Source organism: Maricaulis sp. D1M11, assembly GCF_047308265.1.
Taxonomy (GTDB): domain Bacteria; phylum Pseudomonadota; class Alphaproteobacteria; order Caulobacterales; family Maricaulaceae; genus Maricaulis.
Genome location: NZ_JBKQWY010000010.1, coordinates 110184 through 134393 on the forward strand (window position 1 = coordinate 110184; position 24210 = coordinate 134393).

General features: G+C 60.0%; 23 protein-coding genes. 10 read left to right on the plus strand and 13 right to left on the minus strand.

Features of this window, described 5'->3' with window-relative positions:
• Positions 1-9 precede the first annotated feature (9 nt).
• The 10 genes from ccoP to RMQ97_RS14155 form a co-directional block, all read right to left on the minus strand.
• Positions 10-933 (minus strand): cytochrome-c oxidase, cbb3-type subunit III, encoded by a 924-nt coding sequence (ccoP, locus tag RMQ97_RS14110; RefSeq protein WP_413661539.1) that lies wholly within the window; start codon positions 931-933, stop codon positions 10-12.
• The gene (locus RMQ97_RS14115) at positions 933-1115 is read right to left on the minus strand and encodes a cbb3-type cytochrome c oxidase subunit 3 (protein ID WP_413661540.1); all 183 of its coding nucleotides are present in this window, start codon (positions 1113-1115) and stop codon (positions 933-935) included. Before RMQ97_RS14115 ends, ccoP begins: the two co-directional genes overlap by 1 nt.
• Positions 1116-1120: 5 nt before the next feature.
• Positions 1121-1879: a cytochrome-c oxidase, cbb3-type subunit II gene (ccoO, locus tag RMQ97_RS14120; RefSeq protein WP_413661541.1), complete on the minus strand. Its 759-nt coding sequence runs from the start codon at positions 1877-1879 to the stop codon at positions 1121-1123.
• 12 nt (positions 1880-1891) lie between these two features.
• Complete coding sequence (ccoN, locus tag RMQ97_RS14125; RefSeq protein ID WP_413661542.1) at positions 1892-3544, minus strand: cytochrome-c oxidase, cbb3-type subunit I; 1653 nt, start codon at positions 3542-3544, stop codon at positions 1892-1894.
• Between the two features lie 238 nt (positions 3545-3782).
• Positions 3783-4574: an SDR family NAD(P)-dependent oxidoreductase gene (locus RMQ97_RS14130; RefSeq protein WP_413661543.1), complete on the minus strand. Its 792-nt coding sequence runs from the start codon at positions 4572-4574 to the stop codon at positions 3783-3785.
• A 9-nt stretch (positions 4575-4583) separates the two neighbouring features.
• A complete protein-coding gene (locus RMQ97_RS14135) occupies positions 4584-5834 on the minus strand; it encodes an acyl-CoA dehydrogenase family protein (protein WP_413661544.1) in 1251 nt (416 codons plus the stop codon).
• A gap of 14 nt (positions 5835-5848) precedes the next feature.
• Positions 5849-6823, minus strand: a complete 975-nt coding sequence (locus tag RMQ97_RS14140) for an NADPH:quinone oxidoreductase family protein (protein ID WP_413661545.1) — start codon at positions 6821-6823, stop codon at positions 5849-5851.
• A gap of 92 nt (positions 6824-6915) precedes the next feature.
• Complete coding sequence (locus RMQ97_RS14145; RefSeq protein ID WP_413661546.1) at positions 6916-7836, minus strand: SDR family NAD(P)-dependent oxidoreductase; 921 nt, start codon at positions 7834-7836, stop codon at positions 6916-6918.
• A gap of 11 nt (positions 7837-7847) precedes the next feature.
• On the minus strand, positions 7848-8306 hold the full coding sequence (locus RMQ97_RS14150; RefSeq protein ID WP_413661547.1) for a MaoC family dehydratase: 459 nt from the start codon (positions 8304-8306) through the stop codon (positions 7848-7850).
• A 166-nt stretch (positions 8307-8472) separates the two neighbouring features.
• Positions 8473-9345, minus strand: a complete 873-nt coding sequence (locus RMQ97_RS14155; protein ID WP_413661548.1) for a hypothetical protein — start codon at positions 9343-9345, stop codon at positions 8473-8475.
• Between the two features lie 97 nt (positions 9346-9442).
• Here RMQ97_RS14155 and RMQ97_RS14160 point away from each other — a divergent pair, with 97 nt between their 5' ends.
• Positions 9443-10102, plus strand: a complete 660-nt coding sequence (locus tag RMQ97_RS14160) for a Fe2+-dependent dioxygenase (RefSeq protein WP_413661549.1) — start codon at positions 9443-9445, stop codon at positions 10100-10102.
• A 23-nt stretch (positions 10103-10125) separates the two neighbouring features.
• Here the strand turns inward: RMQ97_RS14160 and RMQ97_RS14165 are convergent, their stop codons facing one another.
• Positions 10126-11892 carry a hypothetical protein gene (locus tag RMQ97_RS14165; RefSeq protein WP_413661550.1) on the minus strand — a complete coding sequence of 589 codons (1767 nt, stop codon included), beginning with the start codon at positions 11890-11892 and terminating at the stop codon, positions 10126-10128.
• Between the two features lie 175 nt (positions 11893-12067).
• Here RMQ97_RS14165 and RMQ97_RS14170 point away from each other — a divergent pair, with 175 nt between their 5' ends.
• From RMQ97_RS14170 to RMQ97_RS14185, 4 genes are all read left to right on the plus strand, one after another.
• Positions 12068-12778: a response regulator transcription factor gene (locus RMQ97_RS14170; RefSeq protein WP_413661662.1), complete on the plus strand. Its 711-nt coding sequence runs from the start codon at positions 12068-12070 to the stop codon at positions 12776-12778.
• Complete coding sequence (locus RMQ97_RS14175; RefSeq protein ID WP_413661551.1) at positions 12747-14414, plus strand: stimulus-sensing domain-containing protein; 1668 nt, start codon at positions 12747-12749, stop codon at positions 14412-14414. Before RMQ97_RS14170 ends, RMQ97_RS14175 begins: the two co-directional genes overlap by 32 nt.
• A gap of 80 nt (positions 14415-14494) precedes the next feature.
• The gene (locus RMQ97_RS14180; protein ID WP_413661552.1) at positions 14495-14902 is read left to right on the plus strand and encodes a PTS sugar transporter subunit IIA; all 408 of its coding nucleotides are present in this window, start codon (positions 14495-14497) and stop codon (positions 14900-14902) included.
• Entirely contained in the window at positions 14899-15177 is a 279-nt protein-coding gene (locus RMQ97_RS14185) for an HPr family phosphocarrier protein (RefSeq protein WP_413661553.1), read from the plus strand. The genes RMQ97_RS14180 and RMQ97_RS14185 overlap by 4 nt, the downstream gene beginning before the upstream one ends.
• A gap of 127 nt (positions 15178-15304) precedes the next feature.
• On the opposite strand, the gene RMQ97_RS14190 is transcribed toward RMQ97_RS14185, so the two are convergent.
• Positions 15305-17914 carry a hypothetical protein gene (locus RMQ97_RS14190; RefSeq protein WP_413661554.1) on the minus strand — a complete coding sequence of 870 codons (2610 nt, stop codon included), beginning with the start codon at positions 17912-17914 and terminating at the stop codon, positions 15305-15307.
• Positions 17915-18284: 370 nt separating this feature from the next.
• On the opposite strand from RMQ97_RS14190, the gene RMQ97_RS14195 reads away from it, so the two are divergent.
• Positions 18285-18680 (plus strand): TonB family protein, encoded by a 396-nt coding sequence (locus tag RMQ97_RS14195; protein ID WP_413661555.1) that lies wholly within the window; start codon positions 18285-18287, stop codon positions 18678-18680.
• A gap of 324 nt (positions 18681-19004) precedes the next feature.
• Entirely contained in the window at positions 19005-21431 is a 2427-nt protein-coding gene (locus RMQ97_RS14200) for an ATP-binding protein (protein ID WP_413661556.1), read from the plus strand.
• A gap of 82 nt (positions 21432-21513) precedes the next feature.
• Here the strand turns inward: RMQ97_RS14200 and RMQ97_RS14205 are convergent, their stop codons facing one another.
• Positions 21514-21834, minus strand: a complete 321-nt coding sequence (locus RMQ97_RS14205; protein WP_413661557.1) for a 2Fe-2S iron-sulfur cluster-binding protein — start codon at positions 21832-21834, stop codon at positions 21514-21516.
• A 103-nt stretch (positions 21835-21937) separates the two neighbouring features.
• Between RMQ97_RS14205 and tsaE the strand changes: the two genes are divergently transcribed.
• From tsaE to RMQ97_RS14220, 3 genes are read left to right on the plus strand one after another with little or no spacing between them, the layout of a single operon-like run.
• Positions 21938-22411 carry a tRNA (adenosine(37)-N6)-threonylcarbamoyltransferase complex ATPase subunit type 1 TsaE gene (gene tsaE, locus RMQ97_RS14210; protein WP_413661558.1) on the plus strand — a complete coding sequence of 158 codons (474 nt, stop codon included), beginning with the start codon at positions 21938-21940 and terminating at the stop codon, positions 22409-22411.
• Positions 22398-23492 (plus strand): aminoglycoside phosphotransferase family protein, encoded by a 1095-nt coding sequence (locus RMQ97_RS14215; RefSeq protein WP_413661559.1) that lies wholly within the window; start codon positions 22398-22400, stop codon positions 23490-23492. Before tsaE ends, RMQ97_RS14215 begins: the two co-directional genes overlap by 14 nt.
• The gene (locus RMQ97_RS14220; protein WP_413661560.1) at positions 23489-24208 is read left to right on the plus strand and encodes a nucleotidyltransferase family protein; all 720 of its coding nucleotides are present in this window, start codon (positions 23489-23491) and stop codon (positions 24206-24208) included. The genes RMQ97_RS14215 and RMQ97_RS14220 overlap by 4 nt, the downstream gene beginning before the upstream one ends.
• Positions 24209-24210 lie beyond the last annotated feature (2 nt).

Genomic DNA, 24210 nt, shown 5'->3' on the forward strand with positions numbered 1-24210 from the left:
CTATGCGACCTACTGCCCCGTGGGACCAGACGCCGCATCCTCGCCACCGCCCAGAAGGAAGACATAGGCAGCCAGCGCGTCAATCGTCTGATCGCTCAGGCGTCCCTCCCAGGCCGGCATGACGCCATAGGGTCCGCGATAGATCGTTGAGTAGACCTGCTCGGGATCCGAACCGTAGAGCCATTCCGCATCGGCGAGATTAGGTGCCCCCTGGAAGCGATCTCCGGACCCGTCTTCCATGTGACAGGCCGCACACTGGCTCTCGAATGTCACCTGACCGCGGGCAGCCGCCTCGGCATCTTCGGACAGACCGGAGAAGGAGAGGACATACTCGGAGACATCCCGGATCTCAGCCGTCGTCAGAATGCCGTCACGCCCATAGGCCGGCATTTGCGAGAAACGCGTATCGAGGTGTTCTGCACGAATGCCAAAGCGCAGCGTCGTGTGGATATCCTCATACGTCCCGCCCCACAGCCAGACATCATCGTTCAGGTTGGGATAGCCGATGGCCCCCGCTCCGCCACTGCCGTGACAGGTGGCACAATTATCCCCGAACGCCGCCTCACCGGCCGCAAGGACGAAGCCCAGCAAGGACGGATCATTCTCGATCTGGGCGATGCTTGCCCCTTCCAGACGCGCAAAACCCTCGGCCCGGCTGTCGTGCAGGGCCTCCATAGCAATGGCGACATTGGCGCGTTCCGAGTGATTGCGCAGCCCACGGGAGTGGTCGCCGTCGGCCGACATGCCCGGAAGCCCCGGAATCGCCGGCATGAAGATCATGTAGATCACGGCCCACACAATCGTGCCGTAGAAGATCCACAGCCACCAACGCGGAAGCGGTGTATCCAGCTCCTTGATGCCATCCCATTCATGGCCCGTGGTCTCGGTTCCCGAATGGGCATCGGTTTCGATCTTGTGGTTCTCGTCAGACATTACACATCCTCCTTGGAGGGGTCTGTCAAAGGCCCGTCAGCCTCGTTGAGCGGTGCAGACGCGGCCGCGTCGAACACGGCCTGATTGCGTGGCCAGAGGGCGTAGATGAGGGCTCCGCCAAACATGGCGACGAACATCAACATGCCCCAGGTCTGGGCAAAGCTAGAGAGAATCTCATACATGGCGATTACCTCAGATTCTCGTCGGCCTCGGCCTCATAGGTGGAGAAATCCACCATTGTGCCAAGCACTTGCAGATAGGCCACCAGAGCATCGAGCTCGGTCACCGTGTCTGGATTGCCATCGAAATCACGCATCAGGGCACCGGGATAGCGGGCCTGGAAGCCGTCATAATCGCTGGCATAGGGATCGAGCTGGGTGCGCACGTCAGACACTGCCGCATCGAGCATGTCGTCCGTGTAGGGCACGCCGGCGAAACGCAGGGTGCGCAGTTCGGCCCTGACATTGTCATAGTCCAGCTCGGCCGTCTCGAGGAAGGGATAGGCCGGCATGATACTTTCGGGAACCACCGATTGCGGGCGACGCATGTGATCGCGATGCCATTCGTCGGAATACTTCCCGCCCAGACGGGCCAGGTCTGGCCCGGTCCGCTTGGACCCCCACTGGAAGGGGTGGTCATACATGCTCTCGGCGGCGAGCGAGTAGTGACCGTAACGCTCCACTTCATCGCGCAGCGGACGAACCATCTGCGAGTGACAGTTATAACACCCTTCTCGGACGTAGATGTTACGACCCAGCTGTTCCAGCGGTGTGTAGGGGCGCACGCCTTCCACTTCCTCGATCGTGGAGTCGAGATAGAAGAGCGGAGCCAGTTCGACGATGCCGCCGATACTGATCACACCGATAATGCCGACCGACAGAATGATCGAACTGGTTTCAAAGAGTCGCTTGTGGAGGTCGCTCCACAGACTTTTCTTGCCTGACATGAGAGCCTCCCCTTATTCGGCCGGAGCCAGCGCAGGTTGGTCGACGATGTTTTCGTCTTCCTCCTGCACATCGCCACGGACGGTACGATAGACATTATAGACCATGATCAGTGCTCCAGCGAGGTAGAGCAGACCACCCACGGCCCGGATGATGTAGGAAATGTGCATGGCTTCGACGGTTTCCACGAAGGTCCACTCCAGGAAGCCGAGCGAGTTATAGGCACGCCACATCAGACCTTGCATGATGCCGGCCACCCACATGGATGTGATGTAGAGCAGGATACCCAGGGTCGCGATCCAGAAGTGCCAATCGATCATCGCCTTGGAGTGCATGCCCTTGCGTTTCCACAACCAGGGAACCAGGCAGTAAAGCGCGCCAAAGGATACAAAACCCACCCAGCCGAGCGCACCGGAATGCACGTGGCCAATGGTCCAATCCGTATAGTGCGAGAGAGCATTCACGGCCCGGATCGACATTACGGGACCCTCAAAGGTCGACATGCCGTAGAAGGCCACCGACATCACCAGCATGCGAACCACCGGATCGGTGCGCAGCTTGTCCCAGGCGCCCGACAAGGTCATCAGACCATTGATCATACCCCCCCAGGACGGCATCCAGAGCATGATCGAGAAGGTCATACCCAGCGTCTGTGCCCATTCCGGCAAGGCGGTGTAGTGCAGGTGGTGCGGCCCGGCCCAGATATAGATGAAGATCAGCGACCAGAAGTGGATGATCGACAGACGGTAGGAATACACCGGACGCTGCACCCGCTTGGGGATGAAGTAATACATGATGCCCAGGAAACCCGCCGTCAGGAAGAAACCCACGGCATTATGGCCATACCACCACTGGGTCAGCGCATCCTGAACACCCGACCAGATGATGAAACTGCGCGATCCAAACGGATCAACCGGGATCGCCGCATTGTTCACCAGGTGCAACACCGCGATCGTCACGATGAAGGCCAGGTAGAACCAGTTGGCCACATAGATGTGCGGCTCCTTGCGCTTCCACAGCGTTCCCAGAAAGACCAGCAGATAGGCGACCCAGACAATGGTCAGCCACAAATCCGCATACCATTCCGGCTCGGCGTATTCCTTGCCCTGGGTAATACCGATCAGGTAACCGGACGCCGCGATCAGAATGAAGAACTGATAGCCCCAGAACACGAACCACGGCCAGATCCCGCCCGCGATACGCGCTCGGCAGGTCCGCTGCACCACATAAAACGAGGTCGCGATCAGCACATTGCCGCCGAACGCGAAGATCACTGCCGAGGTATGCAGGGGACGCAAGCGACCAAAACTGCTGAAACCGAAAGGCTCCAGGTTAAGAAGCGGGAAGGCCAGCTGGAAGGCGATCACGACGCCCACAAGCAATCCCGCCACACCCCAAAAGAGCGAGGCGATCACACCCGCCTTGACGAGGTCCTCATTGTATTCGGTCTCATCATTGATCACGCCGCCACGGGCAACCGCGCCGACGATGAGTATGATTCCAACCAGGAAACCGCCCAGGATCAACCAGGACTGTCCCTGCATTGCGGCATCTGGTGCCTTGGCTGCAGCGAAGAGCGCCCAAAGCGCCCCAAGAATGGTAATGACCGCCACACCGGCGATATTGATATCCATCCCGCTGCGGGTGAGTGTATTTGACGATGTCATCAACGCCCCCAATCTGCGTCTGTACTGGGACAACCCTTAGGCCTCAGAATCCACAAAATCTGTAGGTCATTTTGTCGCGCGACCGGCTGTCACGCAGCTTCAAAAAACCCGAAACTTCAAATAAAAACGGCCAGCGCTGAAACGCTGGCCGTGACACATTCCGGAACCCCGGATCGACAGTATCTTGAATATTTCTACGGGTATGACAAGCCCGAAACGTGCAGACCCGATCCGGTTGTCAGACCGGCCCACCCCGTTTTTCAAACATCATCCGGCGAAATTTGCGCATTCCACCAAGCCATCGATCGCGCTGAGTGGCTCGCATGGCCTCGTATTCTGCGACTTGCGGGTGCGGCAGGGCCAAAAAGCGTTTTTCTGCGATGGCCTTGAGGGTTTCCGCTGCGACATCGGCCGGCTCGACAATACCGTCTGCCCCGGCGATTCCGCCATCCTCCGTTCCGCCCAGCATGTCCGTGCGCACCGCCTGGGGACACACACAGACAACCTGAAGCCCCTCATCCCCGTGCGAGATCGCCAGGGATTCCGCATAGGATACCGCGGCATGCTTGGTCGCCGTATAAGCGGCCGTCCCGATCTGCCCCAGCAGACCGGCTGCAGAGGCCACCACGACAAATACGCCACCACCGCGCGCCTTCATGCCGGGCCAGACTGCCCGGGAAGCCCGCACAGCCCCCATGACATTCACATCCCATGAGGCTTGCCAGTCCGCATCCGAAGCGCCCATCGCATCCCAGCTGGGAGCATCCAGCCTCAGGATGCCCGCATTGGACACAAATACATCGATGGGCCCGAGTTGGGCCTCGGCGGTGCGGACAAAATCATCCAGATGACTCTGGTCAGTGACGTCAACCGTCGCGCCATATCCGCCCAGTTCAACAGCTGCCTCTTCGGCTCCGTGCAGGTCTGCCAGAGCAATCTGCGCGCCCTGGGCGTGAAACGCCTTGGCCATGGCCAGTCCGATACCGCGTGCACCACCCGTGATGGCAACGGTTTTTCCGTTCAGATCCATGTCCTGCCCCTATTTGCGATCATCAATGGCGTCATTCACATAGCGCTTGAGTTCCTTGCGTCCGATCACCATGCGGTGGACGGCGTCGGGACCATCGGCAAAGCGCAGGGTCCGCAATCCAGCCCACATGCCAGCCAGCGGAGTATCTTGCGAGACGCCCGTTCCGCCATGCATCTGCATCGCTTCATCCACGGTATCGAGCGCGACACGCGGTGCGATGACCTTGATCTGGGAGATCCAGGGCGCGGCTGCGCGCGGATCACCCTGATCCATCATCCAGGCGGCCTTCAAACAGAGCAGACGAGCCTGCTCGATGGCCATGCGCCGCTCGGCGATGATATCCACATTGGCACCCAGCTTTGCCAGAGGACGACCAAAAGCCTCCCGCGTCACCGAGCGCTGGCACAGCAATTCCAGGGCTCGCTCAGCCTGGCCGATCGCGCGCATGCAATGATGAATCCGGCCTGGCCCCAAACGTCCCTGGGAAATCTCGAAACCACGACCACGACCCAGAATGATCGCATCCTTGGGGATGCGCACATTGGTAAAGCGGATATGCATATGACCGTGCGGTGCATCATCATGGCCAAAGACGGTCATCGGTCGCAGGATTTCGATTCCCGGCGTCGACGCATCTACCAGGAATTGGGAGTGCTGGCCGTGGCGGGATGCCTCCTCCCCTTCAGTCCGCGCCATCAGCACATAGACCACACACCGCGGATCGCCCGCGCCCGATGCCCAGTATTTCTCGCCATTGAGCACCCATTCATCGCCCTCCAACTCCGCTTTGAAGGCAATATTTGTGGCATCAGAAGACGCCACATCGGGTTCCGTCATGAGATAGGCCGAGCGGGTCTTGCCCTCGAGCAGATCACCCAGCCATTTTGCCTTCTGAGCCGCGCTGCCATAACGCTCGATGACTTCCATATTGCCGGTATCGGGCGCTGCACAGTTGAACACTTCCGGCGCAAGCAGGGACCAGCCCATTTCCTCAGCCAGATAGGCGTATTCAACGGTCGACAGACCAAAACCGCGATCGCTGTCGGTCAGCCAGAAATTCCACAAACCCCGTTCACGGGCTTTCGCCTTGAGACCTTCTCGGATCTCCTCCTGGCGCGCGGTAAAGGCGAACCGGTTTCCGCCCTCGGCCCTGCCGACTTCATGGTGATATTCGTCTTCGAGCGGCATGATTTCATTGCGAACCATGTCACGTACTTGCTCGATCAGCGGCTTGAGACGCTCGGTAATACCCAGATCCATTCTATAGTCCTCCCTCAGGGTACCAGGACGACCTTACCGATCGCCTTGCGTCCCGACAGCTCGCCAAAGGCGGCCAGAAATTCTTCCAGTTTGTATTCAGCTGCGACATGCGGCTTGATCTGCCCGGCTTCGAAGAAACCGAAGAGTTCCGCCATATTGTCGTAATGGGCTTGCGGGTCCCGCATGGCCCAGGCGCCCCAGAACACGCCCACCGCGGACGCCCCCTTGAGCAGCGGCAGATTGAGCGGGAGTTTGGGGATGTCACCCGCAGCAAATCCGATCACCAGATGGCGACCTTCCCACGCAATCGAGCGGAAAGCCGTTTCCGCCATCTCACCCCCCACGGGATCATAGATGACGTTTACACCCTGCCCGCCCGTGATCTCCTTGATGCGGGCGCGGAGGTCGTCGGAGGTGTAGTTGATCACCTCATCCGCCCCATGCGCCTTGCAGACCTCAAGCTTCTCATCTGTCGAGGCCGCCGCGATGACCTTGGCCCCCATGGCCTTGCCCAGCTCGACCGTCGCCAAGCCCACCCCGCCGGCTGCACCCAGAACCAGCAGGGTTTCGCCCGCCTTGAGCTGGCCGCGCTGTTTGAGGGCGTAGTAAGACGTGGCGTAGACGACCGTCAGACCCGCTCCTTCGGCAAAACTCATCGAATCCGGAATCTTCACAGCGGCCGGAGCGGGAACGGCCGCCTTTTGCGCAAACGCACCGGTCAGGCCGTTGAAACACACCCGGTCGCCCACATTCAGAGTGGACACATCATCAGCGACCGCAGTGACCGTGCCAGCCCCCTCTCCCCCGGGAACAAAGGGCAAGGGCGGTTTGAACTGATAATCACCGCGTACACATAACAGGTCCGGAAAATTCAGGCCCGCTGCCGCAACATCCACAAGCACATGGCCCGGTGCGAGCACCGGATCGTCGATCTCCTCGACCAGAAGATCTTTCTCCGGACCAAAGGCCCGGCAATACAGAGCTTTCATATCACCCCTCCCCGAGGTGTTTCAGGAGGAGCCGGTGGTATTGTTTTTTTGGATCCACCGGCCCGAAAAGGCCGGGCCGAGCCCGGTCAGGCTCAACCCATTTTGACACCGAAATGTTCGGCGGCCTTGGTCAGGAATTTCATGGTTTGCTCGCCGCCCTGCTGATAGAGGCCCTGACCGTCAGCCGCGATGATATCATCAATCCGTGCGGCCACATTCTCAGGCGTCTGTTCCTCGGGCGGGAGGTAGATACCGTCCGTCTCGTAGATCCGGGTCGCAGCATACCCCCCAGCACCGGCACACAGAACCAGCCGCGACGGCGCATCCTCGGCCACCAGATAAGCCAGCCCGGCCGACACACTCTCGACGGTCATAAGCTTCAACGCATCTTCGGGAATGAGGCCTTCGGTCATTCGCGTGGCGGCCGTCGGCGACAGGGCATTTACTCGAATGCCGTATTTCTGACCTTCCAGATGCAGGACATTCATCAAGCCGACCAGCCCCATCTTGGCCGCACCGTAATTGGACTGGCCAAAATTGCCATAAATCCCCGATGAGGATGACGTCATGGCGATGCGCCCATAATTGCGTTCGCGCATGTGTTCCCAGACGGCCTTGGTACAGATGACCGAGCCCATGAGATGGACGTTCACGACCGCCTCGAAATCCTCGTGGGTCATTTTCACGAAGGACTTGTCGCGCAGAATGCCGGCATTATTCACCAGAATATCCACCTGGCCCCAGGTCGAGATCGCCTGGTTGACCATGTCCTCGACCTCGTCGGCTTTTGTGACATTGGCCGTGTGGGCAATAGCTTCGCCCCCGGCTGACCGGATCTCCTCAGCCACATCTTCCGCGGCAGACCCCGAGCCTGTGCCATCCACAGACCCACCCAGATCATTGACGACAATTTTCGCGCCCCGAGACGCCAGAAGCAGGGCATGGGACCGGCCCAGCCCATGGCCCGCACCGGTGATAATGGCGACGCGGCCATCAAATCGAATCTCACTCATATCGTTATCTCCTAACCCAGCATCTGCAGCGTCAGCCATTCGGCGATCAGTGCGGGTTTGTCTTCACCCTCAATGTCAACGGTCACCTCATAGGCGAACATCCACTGTCCGGGACGCCGTTCGCGCGCAGATTTCAGATGAAAACGTCCACGCACTTTCCGACCTGCACGAACCGGCTGAAGAAACCGGATCTTCTCGAAACCATAATTGATGCCCATGGTCATGCCGTCCAAGCCGATGACAGTGCCCATGGCCAGTTTGGACAACAGGGACAGGCTCAAAAACCCGTGGGCGATGGTACCGCCAAAGGGGGTCTCCGCCTCAGCCCGCGCCGGGTCGATGTGAATGAATTGATGATCTTCCGTGCAATCGGCAAAGGCGTCGATCCGGTCTTGAGTCACCTCGACCCAGTCCGAAACACCAATTTCCGTGCCGACAAGATCGGCCACGGCGTCGGGTTTGACGATCATGTTCGCTCCCCATGTTTGCTTTATCGTGCCCGCTTTGCGGTGCACCAACCGTTTTTCTTGCTAGCTAAGCAGAGGAATTGGCTGAGTGGAAGGGGAAGCGCGCCCACTCAGCCGGTCGTTTTCATGCAACACCATGTTGCAATACAGCAAATACTCGCCGTTCAGGTCAGCGCTGCAAGCCGCTGGCCGCTTTCACTTCTTGTGTCACCGCCAGCAAAGTCATGACCGGCACATCCAGCGTTTCCGGCCGGGTGACGGAGGGATAGGCCTGATCCAGCAAAGCAATCGCGGTGGTCATGCGCGCCGCAGCCTCAGGCGCATCTTCGAAGACAACCGCATTGTGCCGGTCCCAGAGCTGGCGCGCAGTTCGCGCAAAACCATATCCGTCAAGATAGGCTTCGCCGGCATCGGGCTCGGCAAGCACGAACTGATATTGCAGGGCGGCCCGCTCGATCAGATCAGCAAGCACCTGGGCTCGAACAAATCCCTCGGCCTGGTCTGTCGCGGGCGCAACCCGTTCCGCCGCGTCGATCGCAGCCGTCACAGCCTCCACAGCCACGACGATGTCGTCATCACTGGCCCCGCTGTAAGGCAGAGTAGAGGCAGAGGTCATCTGATCGAGAAACGGTTCGGCGCCGAGGGTCATGATCGTGTCCTCCAGGTCGAGATAGATTTCGGAGATTGGGTGCGCAAACATTTCAGCGCCCGCTGCGCGCTCTCCGGCCAGCAAGGCGTCGATCCCAGCTACATAATGCGCGCGCATCACTTCCATTGCCGTCAGATAGGCGACCGGATCCTCCAGCGCCTGCTGCGGGTCAATCCCGAACTCTCCGCCGCCGCTTTCGCCTGCACCTTCACCCTCACCGGCTCCCTCGCCTGAAAACGCCGCGGCACCTGTTTCCTGAGGGGTTTCAACCGCCGTCGGTTCGGCCTCAGTTTCGTTTTGAGGCGCCTCTTCGGCGGCACAGGCGGCAAGCCCGGAAACGAGCACTGCCGTTCCGGCATGGGTCCACAGTTTGCGTGTGCGTGTGATCGCCATAATGATATTCCCTGAAATCGAAGCCGCTGGGGGCAGAAGACAAACCGCTGCCTAACCCATATTATCGACTTTGACAATCATTCGCAGGTGCGCCGTGGTGTTTCAGTTACAAAAGGTCCTTAACGCGGACGAAATCCAGACTCTGCGGAGCCTCATTCTGGACGGAGGCCAGCTCGAAGACGGCGCACGCACGGCCGGTTGGGCAGCAAGACCGGTCAAACACAATGAGCAATTGGCACGCGGCGCCCGGCTGGACACGCTCCGCTCACAGGTCCGTCGATGCCTGGACCGTCACCCGATGTTTCAGCCCTATACACAGGCCCGGTCGATCACCCGCATTCTGGCCTCGCGCTACACGCAAGGCATGAAGTACGGCCAGCATGTGGACGATGCTCTGATGGCCGGACGTCGATCAGACCTGTCCTTCACCCTGTTTCTCAGTGAACCCGACACGTATGAGGGCGGGGAGCTGATACTGGATCTACCAGGTGAGACCTTGGGCATCAAATTGCCTGCCGGGGATGCGATCATCTATCCGACCGGAGCGCTTCACCAGGTGAGCGAAGTCACTGCGGGCGAACGGATTTGTGCGGTGGGCTGGGTTCGCAGTCTTGTGCGCCGCGCCGATCACCGTGAAATTCTGTTCGATCTGGACCAGACGGCAAAAGGCCTGTTCTCCCAACACGGTAAAAGCCGCGAGCTGGATACCGTCCTCAAGACCAAGTCGAACTTGCTGCGCTTGTGGGCTGATGACTGAAACGGCACCGGCCTCGGCAAGCCTCAGATCTCAAACCGATCGTCTGCAGCACCAGGGTCGTCGGCAATCGCAACAGGCGCTTCAGAGCGCAGGGCGGTGGGCGCACCCTGGCGTCCCAATTGTCCCAGCATGGACTTGATCCGCTTGAGTTTCGGGCGCCCCTCGACCTGCTCGGCCTCCGACAATCCGGCTTCGGACTTGATCAATCGAAGGGCCCGGGCCTGGGCATCGGCCAGACAATCGCCCTGCGGCAACGCCCCGCCGGTGGCCAGACGCAAAAAGCCATTGGCACGATCAAGCACGGATTGTTGCCCCGCTTCGATCGCATCAAACACCCGCGTCTCCTGAATCAGCTTCATGCCCAGGGCATCGATCTGTTGCGTCAAGGCGCTTTGATCCTCATCGGGATAGCTGGCCTGACGCACATCCGCCTGGAAGCGTGCGAGAATGGCGAGCCGCTCCAGCGGACTGCCCTGCCCCCGGACAAACCAGCTCTCAGCGGGATGGCCGCCGACGACGCTGCGAATATAGCCGGCCAGTTTGCGCTTGTTGGGCGCACCGACAATGTTTTCTTCCAGGGTGAACAAACGCTGGATCTGATCCACCGGTGAATCGGTACCCTGGAGCATCTGGTCGATCGTTTCCGGTTGCAGAAGCCGAGCAGAGCGGGCCGTAAACGACTTGGTCAGTGCATCAATAGGCAGGGAAGAATCCGCACTCATTACCAGTTTTTGTGCGAGCTCACGTGCCAGACGCACTTCTTCTCGCACGCTGGACGGCCGCAAGCGTCTGGGGCTTTCCAGATCCGCCAGCAAGGCCTGAGCGATGGTGATCTTGCAGGCCGGCAGGTCACCCGCCTGGATCATTTCCGCCACCTGCCGCGCTGCGTCCGGGCTCATGGAAATTGCTTCCGCCTTGTCATCACCGTCATAGAGACAGGTCAGGCGTTCCAATCGCTCGCCCAGATCCCGACATTCGCCCAGCAGAGCCTCGCGGCCTGCATCAAACTGCATCACATCGCTGATCGACTGATCCAGTTCGCACAGGGCAAACTCCCTCACCTCACCCGTCTCGGGCAGGGCCAGGGACATGGCGAGCAGGGCATTCAGCTTGTCGGCATAATTGCGATTGCTCTTCAGCATCGAAGCAATAGCCGCCCGCAGGCGATAGGGACGGCTGTCGGATGCATGAATTTCGGCCGCGACCTTGCCAAAACAGTGTTTGGCCGAGACCTGCGGCAAAACCTTGTTGCGATGATCCGTGTACAGGCGCGTCAGGGTTTTCTGAACCAGCTCATTGGCCTGTTTCACAAACCCATGGACACTCGCATCGCTGTCCCGGGCGTTCGCCACTGCGACTTTCTGCACCGCATGCTGCAGCTCGGTTCCCGACGCTTCGAGACTCTCCGCCAGGTCAGGACGGTGCAACAATTCGAGCGGAATGGCCTGTTTGCGCTCCAGCCAGTCCTTGAGGACCCGGCGGATCGTGTCGCGACCATGCGATTTACACAAATCATCCGGTGCAAGGCAGGGCAGACGCGCTTCGCCAGTCTTTTCCTTGACCGCGGTCATGCGCTCATTTCCGCCATTGAAGACCGGAACCGAGCGGAACGTCCGGTCCGCTTCGTTGTAGACTTCCTTCGAGATCCGGACCGAACCATCCGGATTTCGTGCAAGAAGCTCGTGTGCCAGCTTGAACGCCTCATCACGCACTTCTTCGGCCCGCTCCAACACCCATCCGGCTTTGCGGTTCTTCTTCACAAAGACTTCGTAATGAACCCGGCTGGACATTCAGCACTCCCTTCTCCGCCAAGTTGCAACAAAGGGCTTAAAACCCGGTGAAGATTAACCACACAGGCTGGCCTGTATCCGGCTTCAGGATTACGCTTTGCCTATCATGGGTTTGATGGTTATGGTCCCGTCATGGGCCAATCTGGAAAGCGCTAACAAAGAGGCAGCATACCGCATGGCGACCATTGCCCTTGTCGATGACGACGAGAACATCATCACCTCCGTGTCCATCTTCCTGGAAGGTGAGGGCTATCATGTCCGCACCTATAATGACGGCGCCTCTGCCCTCTCGGCCTTGCTTGAGGACCCACCGGATTTGGGCGTGTTCGACATCAAGATGCCGCGCATGGATGGCCTCGAATTGCTGCGCCGTCTGCGTCAGTCTTCCAATCTTCCCGTCATTTTCCTCACTTCCAAGGATGATGAATTTGATGAGGCGCTTGGCCTGAATCTCGGTGCCGATGATTATATCAGCAAGCCCTTCTCCCAACGCCTTCTGGGAGAGCGCGTCAAAGCGGTCCTGCGTCGGGTTCGCCCGGTTGATGAGACGGAAGATGCGGCCTCGCTTGAGCCCGGCGACAGCAAGCCCATCGAGCGCGGGCGCCTGTTGCTGGATCCGAACCGACATGCCTGTTCCTGGGATGGCGAACCGGTACGGCTGACCGTCACAGAGTTTTTGATCCTGCAAGCTCTGGCAACACGGCCGGGCTATGTGAAAAGCCGGGACAATCTGATGGACGCCGCCTATGATGATCAGGTGTATGTCGATGATCGAACCATCGACAGCCACATCAAGCGCATCCGGAAGAAGTTCCGCGAAGTCGATACCAGCTTCGATTCCATCGAGACCCTCTATGGCGTGGGTTACCGCTATAAGGAAGTTTAGGCTCGCAAGTCTGCGCAAGGCCTGGAACTGGCTGGAAGATTTCTGGCTGGGTGTGAGCCCGCGTGCCTCATCGCGGCTGGCCCAACTCATCCTTGTCGCGAATTTTGTGGCCCTGGGCGTTCTGATCTTCGGCATGCTGGCGCTGTCGGAAACCCGCCGGGGTCTCGTCAATGCCAAGCTCGACAATTTGCTGACCCAGGGCACGATGATCGCAAATGTGCTGGAGCGCGGTGCGTCGGAAGATTTCCCCGCACCCGCGCCGGCCTTGAGAAACGGGGACGCTCGGGCCCTGCTCAGACAGGTCTACCAGTCTGACGAGAACCGCGTTCTGGTGTTTGACAAGGGCGGCCACCTCGTCGCTGACAGCTTCCTGCTCGATGATGTTGTCGAGATCGATGCCCTGCCTCCGCCCGCAACCGATGAGCGCGGCATTCTTGGCTTTATCGCGGATCTACCCGGCGATGCCGGCCAGGCTATTTCCAATCTGTTTGGCGGTGAGGAAGCGGGTATTTCTGACATCGCCAGCCTGGAGACCGAAGTCGACCAGGCCATTGCCGGAGAACGTGTATCCGGGGTCCGCCGCGATGAAAATGGTCGCCGTATTGTGTCAGTCTCCGTGCCTATTCAGCCGGTACGGGCGGTGATCGGTGTGGTTACGGTCGAATCCTACGATCTGGACGCTCTGATTGCCGCAGAACGCCGGGCTCTGCTGCCTTTCACGCTGATCGCCTGCCTGGTCAGCATCATGTCGTCACTGGCACTAACCGTCTTTATTGCCCGCCCTATCCGGCGCCTCGCCAAGGCAGCGCGGGAAGCGCGGCGGGCCGGGGGACGTCGCGTGAAAATGCCTGACATGCGTCACCGCAAGGATGAGATCGGTGTTCTGGCCACAGAACTCTATGACATGACCGAAACCCTGTACGACCGGCTCGATGCGATCGAACGGTTTGCGGCAGATGTTGCCCATGAACTCAAAAACCCGCTCACCTCCATCCGGTCAGCGGCAGAAGTGCTTCCCAAGGCCAGAGATGACGAAAGACGGGACCGGCTACTCCGCGTCATCAACAATGATGTCGGGCGTCTGGACCGTCTGATCAGTGATATCTCGCGCGCGTCGCGCGTGGATGCCGAACTGGCCCGTGAAGATATTGAACTCATGGATGTCGGCGGTCTGCTCTCCGAACTGGCAGAGACCTATAACGCCGCTTCCGATGGACAGGGCGCTCAGATCGCCTATCAGACACACGTCCGTCGCAGTGTGATCAAGGGGCGTGAAGGACCGCTCGGTCAGGTGTTTCGAAACCTGATCGACAATGCGATGACCTTTTCGCCGGACGACGGCACCATCAATATTGATATCCATCGCGATCATCTGGGTGACGACCCCGCCCTTCTCGTGACCGTCGATGATGACGGGCCGGGAATTCCAGAAGATAATCTGGAGACGATTTTCGAACGTTTCTACACCCAGCGCCCACAAGGTGCCGCCTTCGGAACCCATTCCGGTCTGGGACTCGCCATCTCTCGCCAGATCGTCGAAGCGCATGGCGGTCGGATTTCAGCCTCTAACCGTCTCGGGACACAGGGGCAGATTCTGGGTGCGCGCTTCTCGGTCTGCTTCCCGCGGGTGATTTAGACGCCTCTCACTGAGCAAAACAGGCACAGTGTTGCAAAAAGACGCTTTCTCTTAACCCATCACCGCGCTTAGATAGATTCATGATTGGAGTCGTCGTTGTCACTCACGGTCGTCTGGCCGATGAATTCGTGGCCGCCACAGAACATGTGGTGGGTCCGCTCGATGCGTTTGCTGCGGTCTGTATCGGTCCGGATGACGATATGGAAAAGCGGCGTGCAGAAATTCGAACAGCCATCGAAGACACCGACCAGGGTGAAGGCGTCCTCGTTCTCACAGACATGTTCGGCGGCACTCCGTCCAACCTGGCGATTTCCCTTCTGGAACCCGGCAAGGTGGAAGTCATCGCGGGCGTCAATCTGCCAATGCTGATCAAACTCGCCGAGGCACGCTCGCGGGCAGATCTGGATGCCCTGGCCCGCATGGGCGCCGAAGCCGGCAAACGTTATATCGCGGTAGCATCCAATGTACTTGAAGGTGCCGGCAAGTGAGCGACACATTGCGTCGCACCGTTACGATCTGCAATGTCCGGGGTCTGCACGCTCGCGCCTCCGCAAAATTTGTGGAGACCGGCTTGGATTATCAGGCAGACATCCTGGTCAGCAAGGACGGCGAGACGGTGAGCGCCGACAGCATTATGGAATTGCTCATGCTTGCAGCCAGCAAGGGCTCAACCATCGACATCATCTGTTCCGGCCCGCAGGCCGAACCTGCCCTTGACGCCCTGGTTGCTCTCGTGGAAGCCGGCTTCCACGAAGACGACTAGCGACACCTCCAACATCACGTAGAAAAAAGGCGGACCTGGGCCCGCCTTATACATTCACTCAGCCTTTTACATGCGCCCCGCCACTCATATGCGGTCAGGCCCGACCGGCCAGTTATTGGGCGGCCAGTTATTGTGCGGGCGGTGGTGGTGGCGGCGGAGGTTCAACAGTCGGTTCGCCCACAGCCCCATCCGGGCTCGCACCGTCTGCCTGGGCGGCATCACTCTCGACCGCGCCATCATCAGAAATACCCGTTTCCGGGGCGACCTCTTCTGAGGCCTGCTCCACCGCCGGAATATCCTCAGCCACAACATCATTCGCAGCCGGGGCTTCATCAATCGTCGCAGAGGCGTCCTGTCGAGGAGCACTCGTCGGCATAACCAAGCTGAGGGCCGACATCAGGATTGGCGCCTTGGTAGGCGGCGCGCTCGGAGCCGGCATGGCTGCGGCCAGCGTCGCAATCGAGCCAAGGCCCGGCTCAGGAGAGGACGCCGCATCCGACCCCTCGTCACCGCTCAATGTCGTATCAGCCGGATTGGCCTCAGCTCTTTCTGTCTCCGCTGCACCGGTTTCGGATGACGGACTGCCGATATCGCTGTCGACCGGCTCACCTGCGCTGTCCTCACCCTCATGCCCCTCGGGCGCGGTCTCAGCCTCAGTTTCAACTGTGTCCTGCTCTACAGCCCCGTCGACAGTGCCAGCCTCAGACACTCCATCCTGGACCTCAACGGTTTCGGACGCAGCGACCTGGGGTGCAGGCGCGGGTTCAGCAGGTGTTGAGTCTTCCTCCGCAGGCGGTGTCTCACCCGCGAGAACAGTCTCTTCGACCTCATTTTCGTTCGTCGCATCAGCCTCAACCACCTCGACAGGTTCGGCCGCTTCAACAGGTTCAGCCGGGGAAGATTCACCGTCCGTAGGCGCGACTTCGTCAATCTCAGATTCTGCAGGTGTAATCTCGGCGACCGGCGCGTCTACAGGACTTTCCGCCTGCGTGGAATCTTGGGCTTCCCCGTCAGCGTCGACGGCGACGTCCTCCTCCACCGGTTGGGCTGTCCCCTCATCCTGTGTCGTCTGGGCCGGCATGGGCGGCGGCGCAGCAACGGGCATAGTCCGCTCATCATCCAGCGGATCATCGGCCGCGTTGGCGTTCGTCTCGACTGTCTCACCGGCGTCTTCAGCCGCTGCCGCGGCACGTGCTGCAGCCAGCTCCGCCTCGCTGGGAAGCCCGTCATCCAGATCGGCTTCGGCTTCGGCTTCGGCTTCGGCTTCGGCTTCGGCTTCGGCTTCGGCTTCGGCTTCGGCTTCGGCTTCGGCTTCGGCTTCGGCAGGGTCAGCCTCCTGCACGCCGCCAGCGTCAAGAACCGTTTCCGCGTCTTGATCGATATCAACGGTCTCGGTTTCAACTTCGAACGCCGCATCAACGGGATCCGCATCCGTCACAGCCACAGCCTCGTCCGTCTCGGTGTCCGGCGCACTGTCTTCGGCGACGTCGCTCACGGCCTCAGCTGCAGGTCCAGCATCTTCCGGAACCGGATCGGCCTCATGCACACCATCGTCATTGGTATCCGACAGCACCTCCGCAGCCGCCACGGCGACGGCGCCCGATGCTGCCACCGGAAGTCCGACCGGGTCCTGTTTTTCGTCTCTGTCGGATGCGTGCTCCGCAAGCTGTGCTGCGTCGGACGCCTCGGCTTCGCTCGTCGTGCCGTCTCCAATTTCCGCTTCGACACATTCCAGGTCCACATCACCTTCCGGCGCGACACCCGGCGTTACCTCTTCGACCTCTTCAGCAATCTCGGCCTCAGAAACTGCGTCCTCGGCGACCGCATCTTGATCAATCATCGGATCCGCAGCCTCAAAACGGGCTTCAGATGCCGCCGGCTCGCGCGACAGACTCACGCCTTCTTCAGGCGGATGGCGCAGCACGTGTTCAGACAGTCGTTCAACACGGGCGTTGAACCGTCCACCATCACGCACACGGTTCACAAATCCGCCCAGCATGAACAGAACAGCTGTCAGGGCCAGAATAACAAGCGTGGCTTCGGCTCCCCCCAGAACAGCACCGGCCAACAGGGCCAGCATCGTCAGGGCCGGAACATACAGCAGGCGCCAGGACCGTACGGTATAAGCCAGCAAGGCCAGCCCGGCCGCACCAAGACCCAGCCCCCACTCCGTCAATTGCCCCATGGGGATCCACCCGAAGGAGGAGACGGCATCATACAATCCATCAGGAAGCGCCATTTCCAGACGCCAGCTATCGAGCCCCGGCATACGGGAGATCAATTCCGAAAAGACATTGAACGCCGGAACTCCGGCCATCATCGCGCCATTGATTTCCGTCAGGAAGGCATGGAGCGCAGGCCATACGGCCAGAGCTGCAACCAGAACCAGGGCCACAATCGAGAGCCACCAGTTAAAGGACCGCGTCACGCCCGATTTGGACAACGTTGTTGTGGCCTCGGCCTCCGCACGCAGCCAGACACCGCGCGAATGATTGACGACGGCAACCGCACGAGATCGACGCTTGGGACCGGACTGAACCCGCAGCACGCTGGCCTGATCGCCCGGCGCAAGCGCCGAGCTGGATTCCATCAGCCGGACCTCGTGTTCCATCCCGTCCGCATCAATGATGATGCCTTGATGGCCGTCGACCGAAGCGACCTGACCGGACACCGTAAAATAGTCGACCCGACGCGCCCCGAAGGACTGACCCGCATGAGCAGTAGGCAGCAAGGACATGGCGAAACACACCTCAAAACAACTCTCGTGCGCGCCCGATCCGCGTCATCCCCACCGGCAGCCCTCCTGCAGATGAAGACGAAACTGTGCGGAAATCGGTCAGCACACCTCTCCCTCTGATCGGACCTTACAAGTTTGAGACCGCAATTAGAACACTTATTAATGTCTCAAAAAGAAATTGTTCCCCAAGCGTTCCGTAAATTCGGAAAAACTTCACAGGACCGTAAGATATCTGCCCACACGTCGTGTTGATGCTGCGGGCTCTGCGCCTTTAGTTTGGCTCGCCCATCCGTTCAGAGTTAGCGTATCCCTTATGAAACTCCTTGCCTTTCCTCTGCTGAGCCTTGCCCTCTCCGCGTGCTCGCTTTCGATGCCTGCACCCGATCTTCCCATGCCGGGAGATCGTGAGCGAGGCCCGTTTATTCCCCGTGATGTCTATCCGGCTCCCCCCAATGTGGAGCGACTGATTACACCGGGCGATTGTCAGGGTGCGCAATTGGCCGCCGTTGAAGCCCCTTTTCCAGACTATCCGCCGCGGGCCTGGCGCAATGGGCGTCAAGGCTGGGTGATCGTCCGGTTCGACGTCCTCGCCAGCGGCGAGGTGGATGATGCGGAGATCGCGCGCTCCGTCCCGCCGGATACGTTTGATCGCGAAGCCCGCCGCACCGTCCGGCGCTGGCGTTTCAGAGCGCTTGAAAGTGTTGAACGACTGGATAACTGCGTGGTGATGTTCGAGTTTCGCGCTGGCAATGTCACGGTCCGCTGAGGTGGTAGTTCCACACGACACATTAACCCTTGGGTAAGATTTCCACAGCTTCGTGCTGTTGCAAAGCCCGGCGCCCCTTTTTGGTTTCTCTGCACCACCGTGCAGAATCAACCCTTTGAGCCGACTCCCGATTTTCCTCGTCGAAAATCCGGAACACCGGCACAGGCGATCGAGATTTCCGCATCCCTCAAAATAACTTATTAAGATTTTGCTAGCAGCGGGCGTCGCCCCCGAGTCCACGCATCAGTATGATGCTGATTCGTTTCCTCAGGGATGGAGACACTCTGGAGTGGGCATCCGGAGTGGAGTGGGCAAGGGCAGGACATGCAGATCGCTTCGCTTATAGTGACATTTGGAGCCGTCGCGCTGGCAGTCGCAGTGGGGATATGGGCTTACCGCATCACCAGTGGCGCGCGCATGGCGCAGGCTGTCTGGCGGCGTCGGATGGGCGATTTCGAGGATCGTATCGCCCGCTCCGACAGCGTGTTCGGTGCCTATCCCGGCCTGGTACTGGTTTGGGATCAGCCCCCCTTGGACGAGACGGCCACAGATTGGGGCCAGCCCCGCATTTTCGGCTCCTCCGTTGCTCTGGCCTCGCTGTTGCGTTTCGCTGACGCGAGCGATGGCCCCGATCCGGCAGGTATCCTGATGGAAGGCCTGGCAGACTATGAAGCCCGCTCGGCCGGAGGTGAGGACACGACCCTGCGCCGACGTTTCACGGATCTGATGCAGCAGGGCCGACCGTTTTCGCTGACCATTCTGGGCCCGTCCGGACGTTTTCTGGAAGTTGATGGGCGCGCGGCCGGTACCCAGCTCGTGGTCTGGCTATCGGACAGCACCATTCGCGGGCTAGAAGAGTCCGGAGCGCGCGGTCGTATCGAGGAAGCCCGTCGTCTTGTCAGCCAGGACCCGCTGGCTTTTCTGGACATGCTGGGCAAAGCCCCCTTCCCTGCCTGGCGCATGAACGGAAGCGGTCGCCTGGAATGGGTCAATCTCGCCTATGTGACCGCTGTGGAAGCCGAAGGTCCCGAACAGGTTCTCCAAGACCAGGTCATGCTGGATGCCGGCCTGACCGAACAGGCCGAGAAAGTTATGCGCGATGGCCACCCCGACAGCGACACACGCGCAGTCGTGTCACGCGGTCAACGCTGCGCAATGCGATTTGAAGTTTTCCCGGTTTCAGGTGCTGCCGCCGGTTTTGCCATCGACGTGACCGAAGCCGAAGAAGCCCGGAACAATCTGCAACGTTTCCGTCAGGCGCATGACGAAACGCTGAACCACATGGCTGAAGCCGTGATTGTGTTTGATCGCTCCAAGGCCCTGAGTTTCTACAACACGGCCTTTTCACATCTGTTTGGTCTCGATGAGGCGTGGCTGAACGAACGCCCCGGTCATGCCGGCCTGCTGGATCGGATGCGTGAGAAAAGACTGCTGCCGGAACAAGCGAATTTCGATCAGTGGAAAGCTGACGAGCTGGCGCGATACAATGCTGCGCCCAATGAGGAAATGCCCGACGAACTCTGGCCCTTGCCGGATGGTCGCACGCTCAGGGTCGCCGTCCAGCGACACCCTTTGGGCGGCCTGATGCTGATCTTCGAGGACAAGACCGACGAGCTGGCCCTTCGCGCACGCTACAACACACTCATCAATGTGCAGCGCGCGACCCTGGACAAGCTGCACGAGGCTGTGGCGGTTTTCTCTTCCAATGGCCGCCTGCAGCTTCACAATAACGCGTTCGAGACCCTGTGGAGTTTTGACGCTGAAGATCTGGCCGGCCAGCCTGATTTCGACAGCGTGGCTGAAACCTGTGCCGGGCTGTTCGCCGATGATCGTGTCTGGACCGATGTAAAGGCCCGCGTCACCGATCCCAGCCCGCAGGCCCGAAAACAGGTCACCGGCGAGATGCGCCGCACCGATGGCCGCGTCCTGACCTATCTCACCCGTCCCCTGCCCGATGGTGCGACCCTGATTTGCTGGGATGATGTGACCGACAGCCGCCGGATCGAGGAAGCACTACGTGAACGAGCCGAAGCCCTTGAAACGTCCGAGCGGATCAAGACGGAATTTGTCGAACATGTCAGCTATCAGCTGCGCACACCACTCACGACGATCAATGGCTATTCCGACATGCTGGCCCAGGGGTTTGCCGGTCCGCTGACCGACCGCCAGATGGAACCCATGAACGCCATCCAGACCGCAGCCGATCATCTCGCCAAGCTGATCGACGATATTCTCGACGTCGCCGCCATCGATGCCGGTCAGCTGGAACTGGATCTGGGCGATGTCGATGTCGCCGATGTGGCGCGCGAGACGATGGAATTTGCGCAAGCGCGAGCCGAACACCATTCGATCAAGCTCGACACGGACTTCAAGGGTCACTCAACCCTGATCCGGGCCGACAAGAACCGGGTGAAACAGGTATCGATGAATCTGGTTTCCAACGCCTTGCGCCATGTCGCAGCAGGGGGCCAGATCACGATCGGCACCCAGCAGGAAGGCGACATGCTGACCCTGTGGGTCGCGGATAACGGAGAAGGCATCGCGCCCGAACAACAGGTGAAAGTGTTCGACCGGTTTGCGCGCGGTGAACGCGGTGGCGCCGGCCTCGGTCTCGCCCTGGTGAAGGATATCGTCCAGCTGCATGGCGGCTGGGTGGAACTGGAATCCGAACCAGGCAAGGGCACGCGTGTGAGCTGCCACCTGCCCCTGGAAGCCCGTTCAGACACTATTCCGGAGCTTAGCCTAACCTGACACCGGCACATTGCGCGGCTATTTCATGCCGCTGCCATACCGCAGACCCGACCCAGGATCGGGTCCGGCTTCGGTCCGGTGTCTAGCCCTGCTGAGCCGGGGTCTCGACGATCAGACCATCGAGCGCATCACTGATCTTGATCTGGCAGGACAGGCGCGATGTGTCGCGCACATCATCGGCAAAATCGAGCATGCTCTCTTCCATGCCTTCCCGAGCCCCGGTCTTTGCGACCCAGTCAGGATGGACATAGACATGGCAGGTGGCACAGGCACAGGCGCCGCCACAATCGGCATCAATGCCCGGAACCATGTTCCGCACAGCCGCTTCCATGACGGTCAGGCCGTTCGCGGCCTCCACGACACGTTCCGTCCCATTATGCTCGATGAAGGTAATTTTCGCCATTGATCACTCCGTCAGTTGCCGAGCAAATGAACAGCGTACGCCGTGAAGTCAAGATGTGGCGGCTGCGCTTGCCGTTCCTGCCGGGCTCGGCTAATCGCTGAATATGGATCTGATGCGCCGCGTCATGCTCGCCTCCGAGGCGGAAACCCGAACCTTCGGACACAGGCTGGCGCGCCAGCTGGCGCCCGGTGATGCGGTGTTCCTGGAAGGCGATCTGGGTGCCGGTAAAACAACACTGGCCCGCGCCATCATCGAAACCCTGACAGATGTCACGGACGCCACCAGCCCCACCTTCACCCTGGTCCAGATCTATGATCTCGCCAATGGCGCACAACTCTGGCATGCGGACCTGTACAGACTGGAGCATCCGGACGAGATCGAGGAACTGGGGCTTTACGATGCCTTCGAAGAGGCCATAACCTTGGTTGAATGGCCTGAACGCATGGGCCTCTGGAGACCCCGAAATCGCATAGACATCGCCCTGACACAGCCGGACAACGGCGCGGGCACACAACGCATGGCCAGTCTAACCGGACACGGCATGTGGGAGGAAAAGATCAAAGATGACCGAGCGTGAGACGGCGATGCAAGCCTTCCTCGACTCTGCGGGCTGGGGCGCAGCAGATCACCACCCCCTGCCGGGTGATGCATCCACGCGGCGCTATATCCGTCTGAAGCGCGGAAGTAACAGCGCCATGTTGATGGATGCGCCCCCCGGTGCAGAAGCCCCTGCCTGCCCGCCCGACGCCACACACGAAGAGCGGGTAAAGCTGGGATATAACGCACTCGCCCGATTGGCCGGGCCCAATCTGACAGCCTTTGCCGGTCTGTCCGATGCGCTGACACAAAGAGGGTTTGCCGCACCGCGCATCCTGGCATCAGACATCCCCGCAGGCTTTCTACTCCTTGAAGACCTGGGCGATGATCTTGTTGCCCGCATTGTTCCCGAACCCGAACATGAGGGTCAGATCTATGCCCTGGCGATCGATGTGCTTGCAGCGCTTTACCGCTCCAGCTTCGCCCGGGAAGTCACGCGGGATGGACAGGTCTGGCCTGTTCTCGACTACGACCTGACAGCCTACAGAGCCGAACTCTCGCTCTTTCTTGACTGGTATCTGGGGCAATATTCCGGTTCCGGTGTGACATCAGAGGCGCGAGACGCCTGGGATGCCGCCTGGAGTGATGCACTGACACCGGTCTTCGAAACCCCGTCCGGACTGGTCCTGCGGGATTTCCACGCCGAGAACCTGCTCTATCGCCGCGACTGCGAAGAGCTGGCGATGCTCGGTCTGATCGACTTCCAGGATGCCCTGTTTGGCCACCCGGCCTATGATCTCGTCTCCCTTTTGGAAGACGCCCGGCGGGATGTGGATCCTGGCCTGGTCGCACCGTTGAAGACCCGCTTCTTCGACAAGTCCGGGCTGCAGGACCGGGACCGGTTTGATGGTGATTATGCCGTGATCGGCGCCCAGAGAAACGCCAAGATTCTCGGCATTTTCGTTCGACTGGCCAAGCGCGACGGCAAGCCGGGCTATCTCGACCTCTTGCCGCGTGTTGCCCGCCACTTTGTCGGCGACCTGGATCACCCTCGTCTGGCTGCGATCAAGGCCTGGTGTGAAACCTACACACCGAACGTGTTCAAAGAGGCTCAATCATGATCGAGATCAAGACGGGAATGGCGCTCGCTGCGGGTTTGGGCACACGTATGCGCCCGCTCACCGATGATCGCCCCAAAGCCCTTGTCGAGCTCAAGGGCCGACGGCTCCTGGACTATGCGCTCGACCGCTTCAAGGCCTCGGGCGTGGAACGCGCCGTGGTCAATGTCCACCATTTCGCCGATGATGTTGAAACACACCTCACCAATCGCGATGCGGGTCTCGACGTCGACATCTCGGATGAACGCGGACAATTGCTCGAAACCGGCGGCGGCGTGGTCAAGGCGCTGCCCAAACTGGGATCCGATCCGGTCTTCATCTCCAATATCGACGCCGTCTGGGTCGATGGCCCAACGCCCGAACTCAATCGTTTGCGCCGGACCTGGGACGGTAATCGCATGGACGCGCTCCTGTTACTCGCACCGATGAACCAGGTTCTGGGTTTCGACGGAACAGGGGATTTTTTCTGCAAGACCGATGGCCGCCTGACCCGGCGAGGGCAGGCGCCATCCGCGCCCTATGCCTATGCGGGGGTTCAGATCCTCAATCCGGCTCTCATGAACGGGCAACCGGAGGAAAAGTTTTCACTCAACCGCGTGTGGGATATCGCGCTGGACAAGGGGCGACTCTTCGGACTGCCGATGAAAGCCTTCTGGATGCATGTCGGCGATCCGGTCGCGCTTGATGCCGCTGCCGCCCGCCTCGACACCCGGTCCTAGGC

What these genes read in the sequence shown, in the direction of transcription:
- ccoP (WP_413661539.1), bottom strand. Translation starts at nt 933, where the DNA reads ATGTCTGACGAGAACCACAAGATCGAAACCGATGCCCATTCGGGAACC.
- RMQ97_RS14115 (WP_413661540.1), bottom strand. Translation starts at nt 1,115, where the DNA reads ATGTATGAGATTCTCTCTAGCTTTGCCCAGACCTGGGGCATGTTGATG.
- ccoO (WP_413661541.1), bottom strand. Translation starts at nt 1,879, where the DNA reads ATGTCAGGCAAGAAAAGTCTGTGGAGCGACCTCCACAAGCGACTCTTT.
- ccoN (WP_413661542.1), bottom strand. Translation starts at nt 3,544, where the DNA reads ATGACATCGTCAAATACACTCACCCGCAGCGGGATGGATATCAATATC.
- RMQ97_RS14130 (WP_413661543.1), bottom strand. Translation starts at nt 4,574, where the DNA reads ATGGATCTGAACGGAAAAACCGTTGCCATCACGGGTGGTGCACGCGGT.
- RMQ97_RS14135 (WP_413661544.1), bottom strand. Translation starts at nt 5,834, where the DNA reads ATGGATCTGGGTATTACCGAGCGTCTCAAGCCGCTGATCGAGCAAGTA.
- RMQ97_RS14140 (WP_413661545.1), bottom strand. Translation starts at nt 6,823, where the DNA reads ATGAAAGCTCTGTATTGCCGGGCCTTTGGTCCGGAGAAAGATCTTCTG.
- RMQ97_RS14145 (WP_413661546.1), bottom strand. Translation starts at nt 7,836, where the DNA reads ATGAGTGAGATTCGATTTGATGGCCGCGTCGCCATTATCACCGGTGCG.
- RMQ97_RS14150 (WP_413661547.1), bottom strand. Translation starts at nt 8,306, where the DNA reads ATGATCGTCAAACCCGACGCCGTGGCCGATCTTGTCGGCACGGAAATT.
- RMQ97_RS14155 (WP_413661548.1), bottom strand. Translation starts at nt 9,345, where the DNA reads ATGGCGATCACACGCACACGCAAACTGTGGACCCATGCCGGAACGGCA.
- RMQ97_RS14165 (WP_413661550.1), bottom strand. Translation starts at nt 11,892, where the DNA reads ATGTCCAGCCGGGTTCATTACGAAGTCTTTGTGAAGAAGAACCGCAAA.
- RMQ97_RS14170 (WP_413661662.1), top strand. Translation starts at nt 12,068, where the DNA reads ATGGCGACCATTGCCCTTGTCGATGACGACGAGAACATCATCACCTCC.
- RMQ97_RS14175 (WP_413661551.1), top strand. Translation starts at nt 12,747, where the DNA reads ATGGCGTGGGTTACCGCTATAAGGAAGTTTAGGCTCGCAAGTCTGCGC.
- RMQ97_RS14180 (WP_413661552.1), top strand. Translation starts at nt 14,495, where the DNA reads ATGATTGGAGTCGTCGTTGTCACTCACGGTCGTCTGGCCGATGAATTC.
- RMQ97_RS14190 (WP_413661554.1), bottom strand. Translation starts at nt 17,914, where the DNA reads ATGTCCTTGCTGCCTACTGCTCATGCGGGTCAGTCCTTCGGGGCGCGT.
- RMQ97_RS14195 (WP_413661555.1), top strand. Translation starts at nt 18,285, where the DNA reads ATGCCTGCACCCGATCTTCCCATGCCGGGAGATCGTGAGCGAGGCCCG.
- RMQ97_RS14200 (WP_413661556.1), top strand. Translation starts at nt 19,005, where the DNA reads ATGCAGATCGCTTCGCTTATAGTGACATTTGGAGCCGTCGCGCTGGCA.
- RMQ97_RS14205 (WP_413661557.1), bottom strand. Translation starts at nt 21,834, where the DNA reads ATGGCGAAAATTACCTTCATCGAGCATAATGGGACGGAACGTGTCGTG.
- tsaE (WP_413661558.1), top strand. Translation starts at nt 21,938, where the DNA reads ATGGATCTGATGCGCCGCGTCATGCTCGCCTCCGAGGCGGAAACCCGA.
- RMQ97_RS14215 (WP_413661559.1), top strand. Translation starts at nt 22,398, where the DNA reads ATGACCGAGCGTGAGACGGCGATGCAAGCCTTCCTCGACTCTGCGGGC.
- RMQ97_RS14220 (WP_413661560.1), top strand. Translation starts at nt 23,489, where the DNA reads ATGATCGAGATCAAGACGGGAATGGCGCTCGCTGCGGGTTTGGGCACA.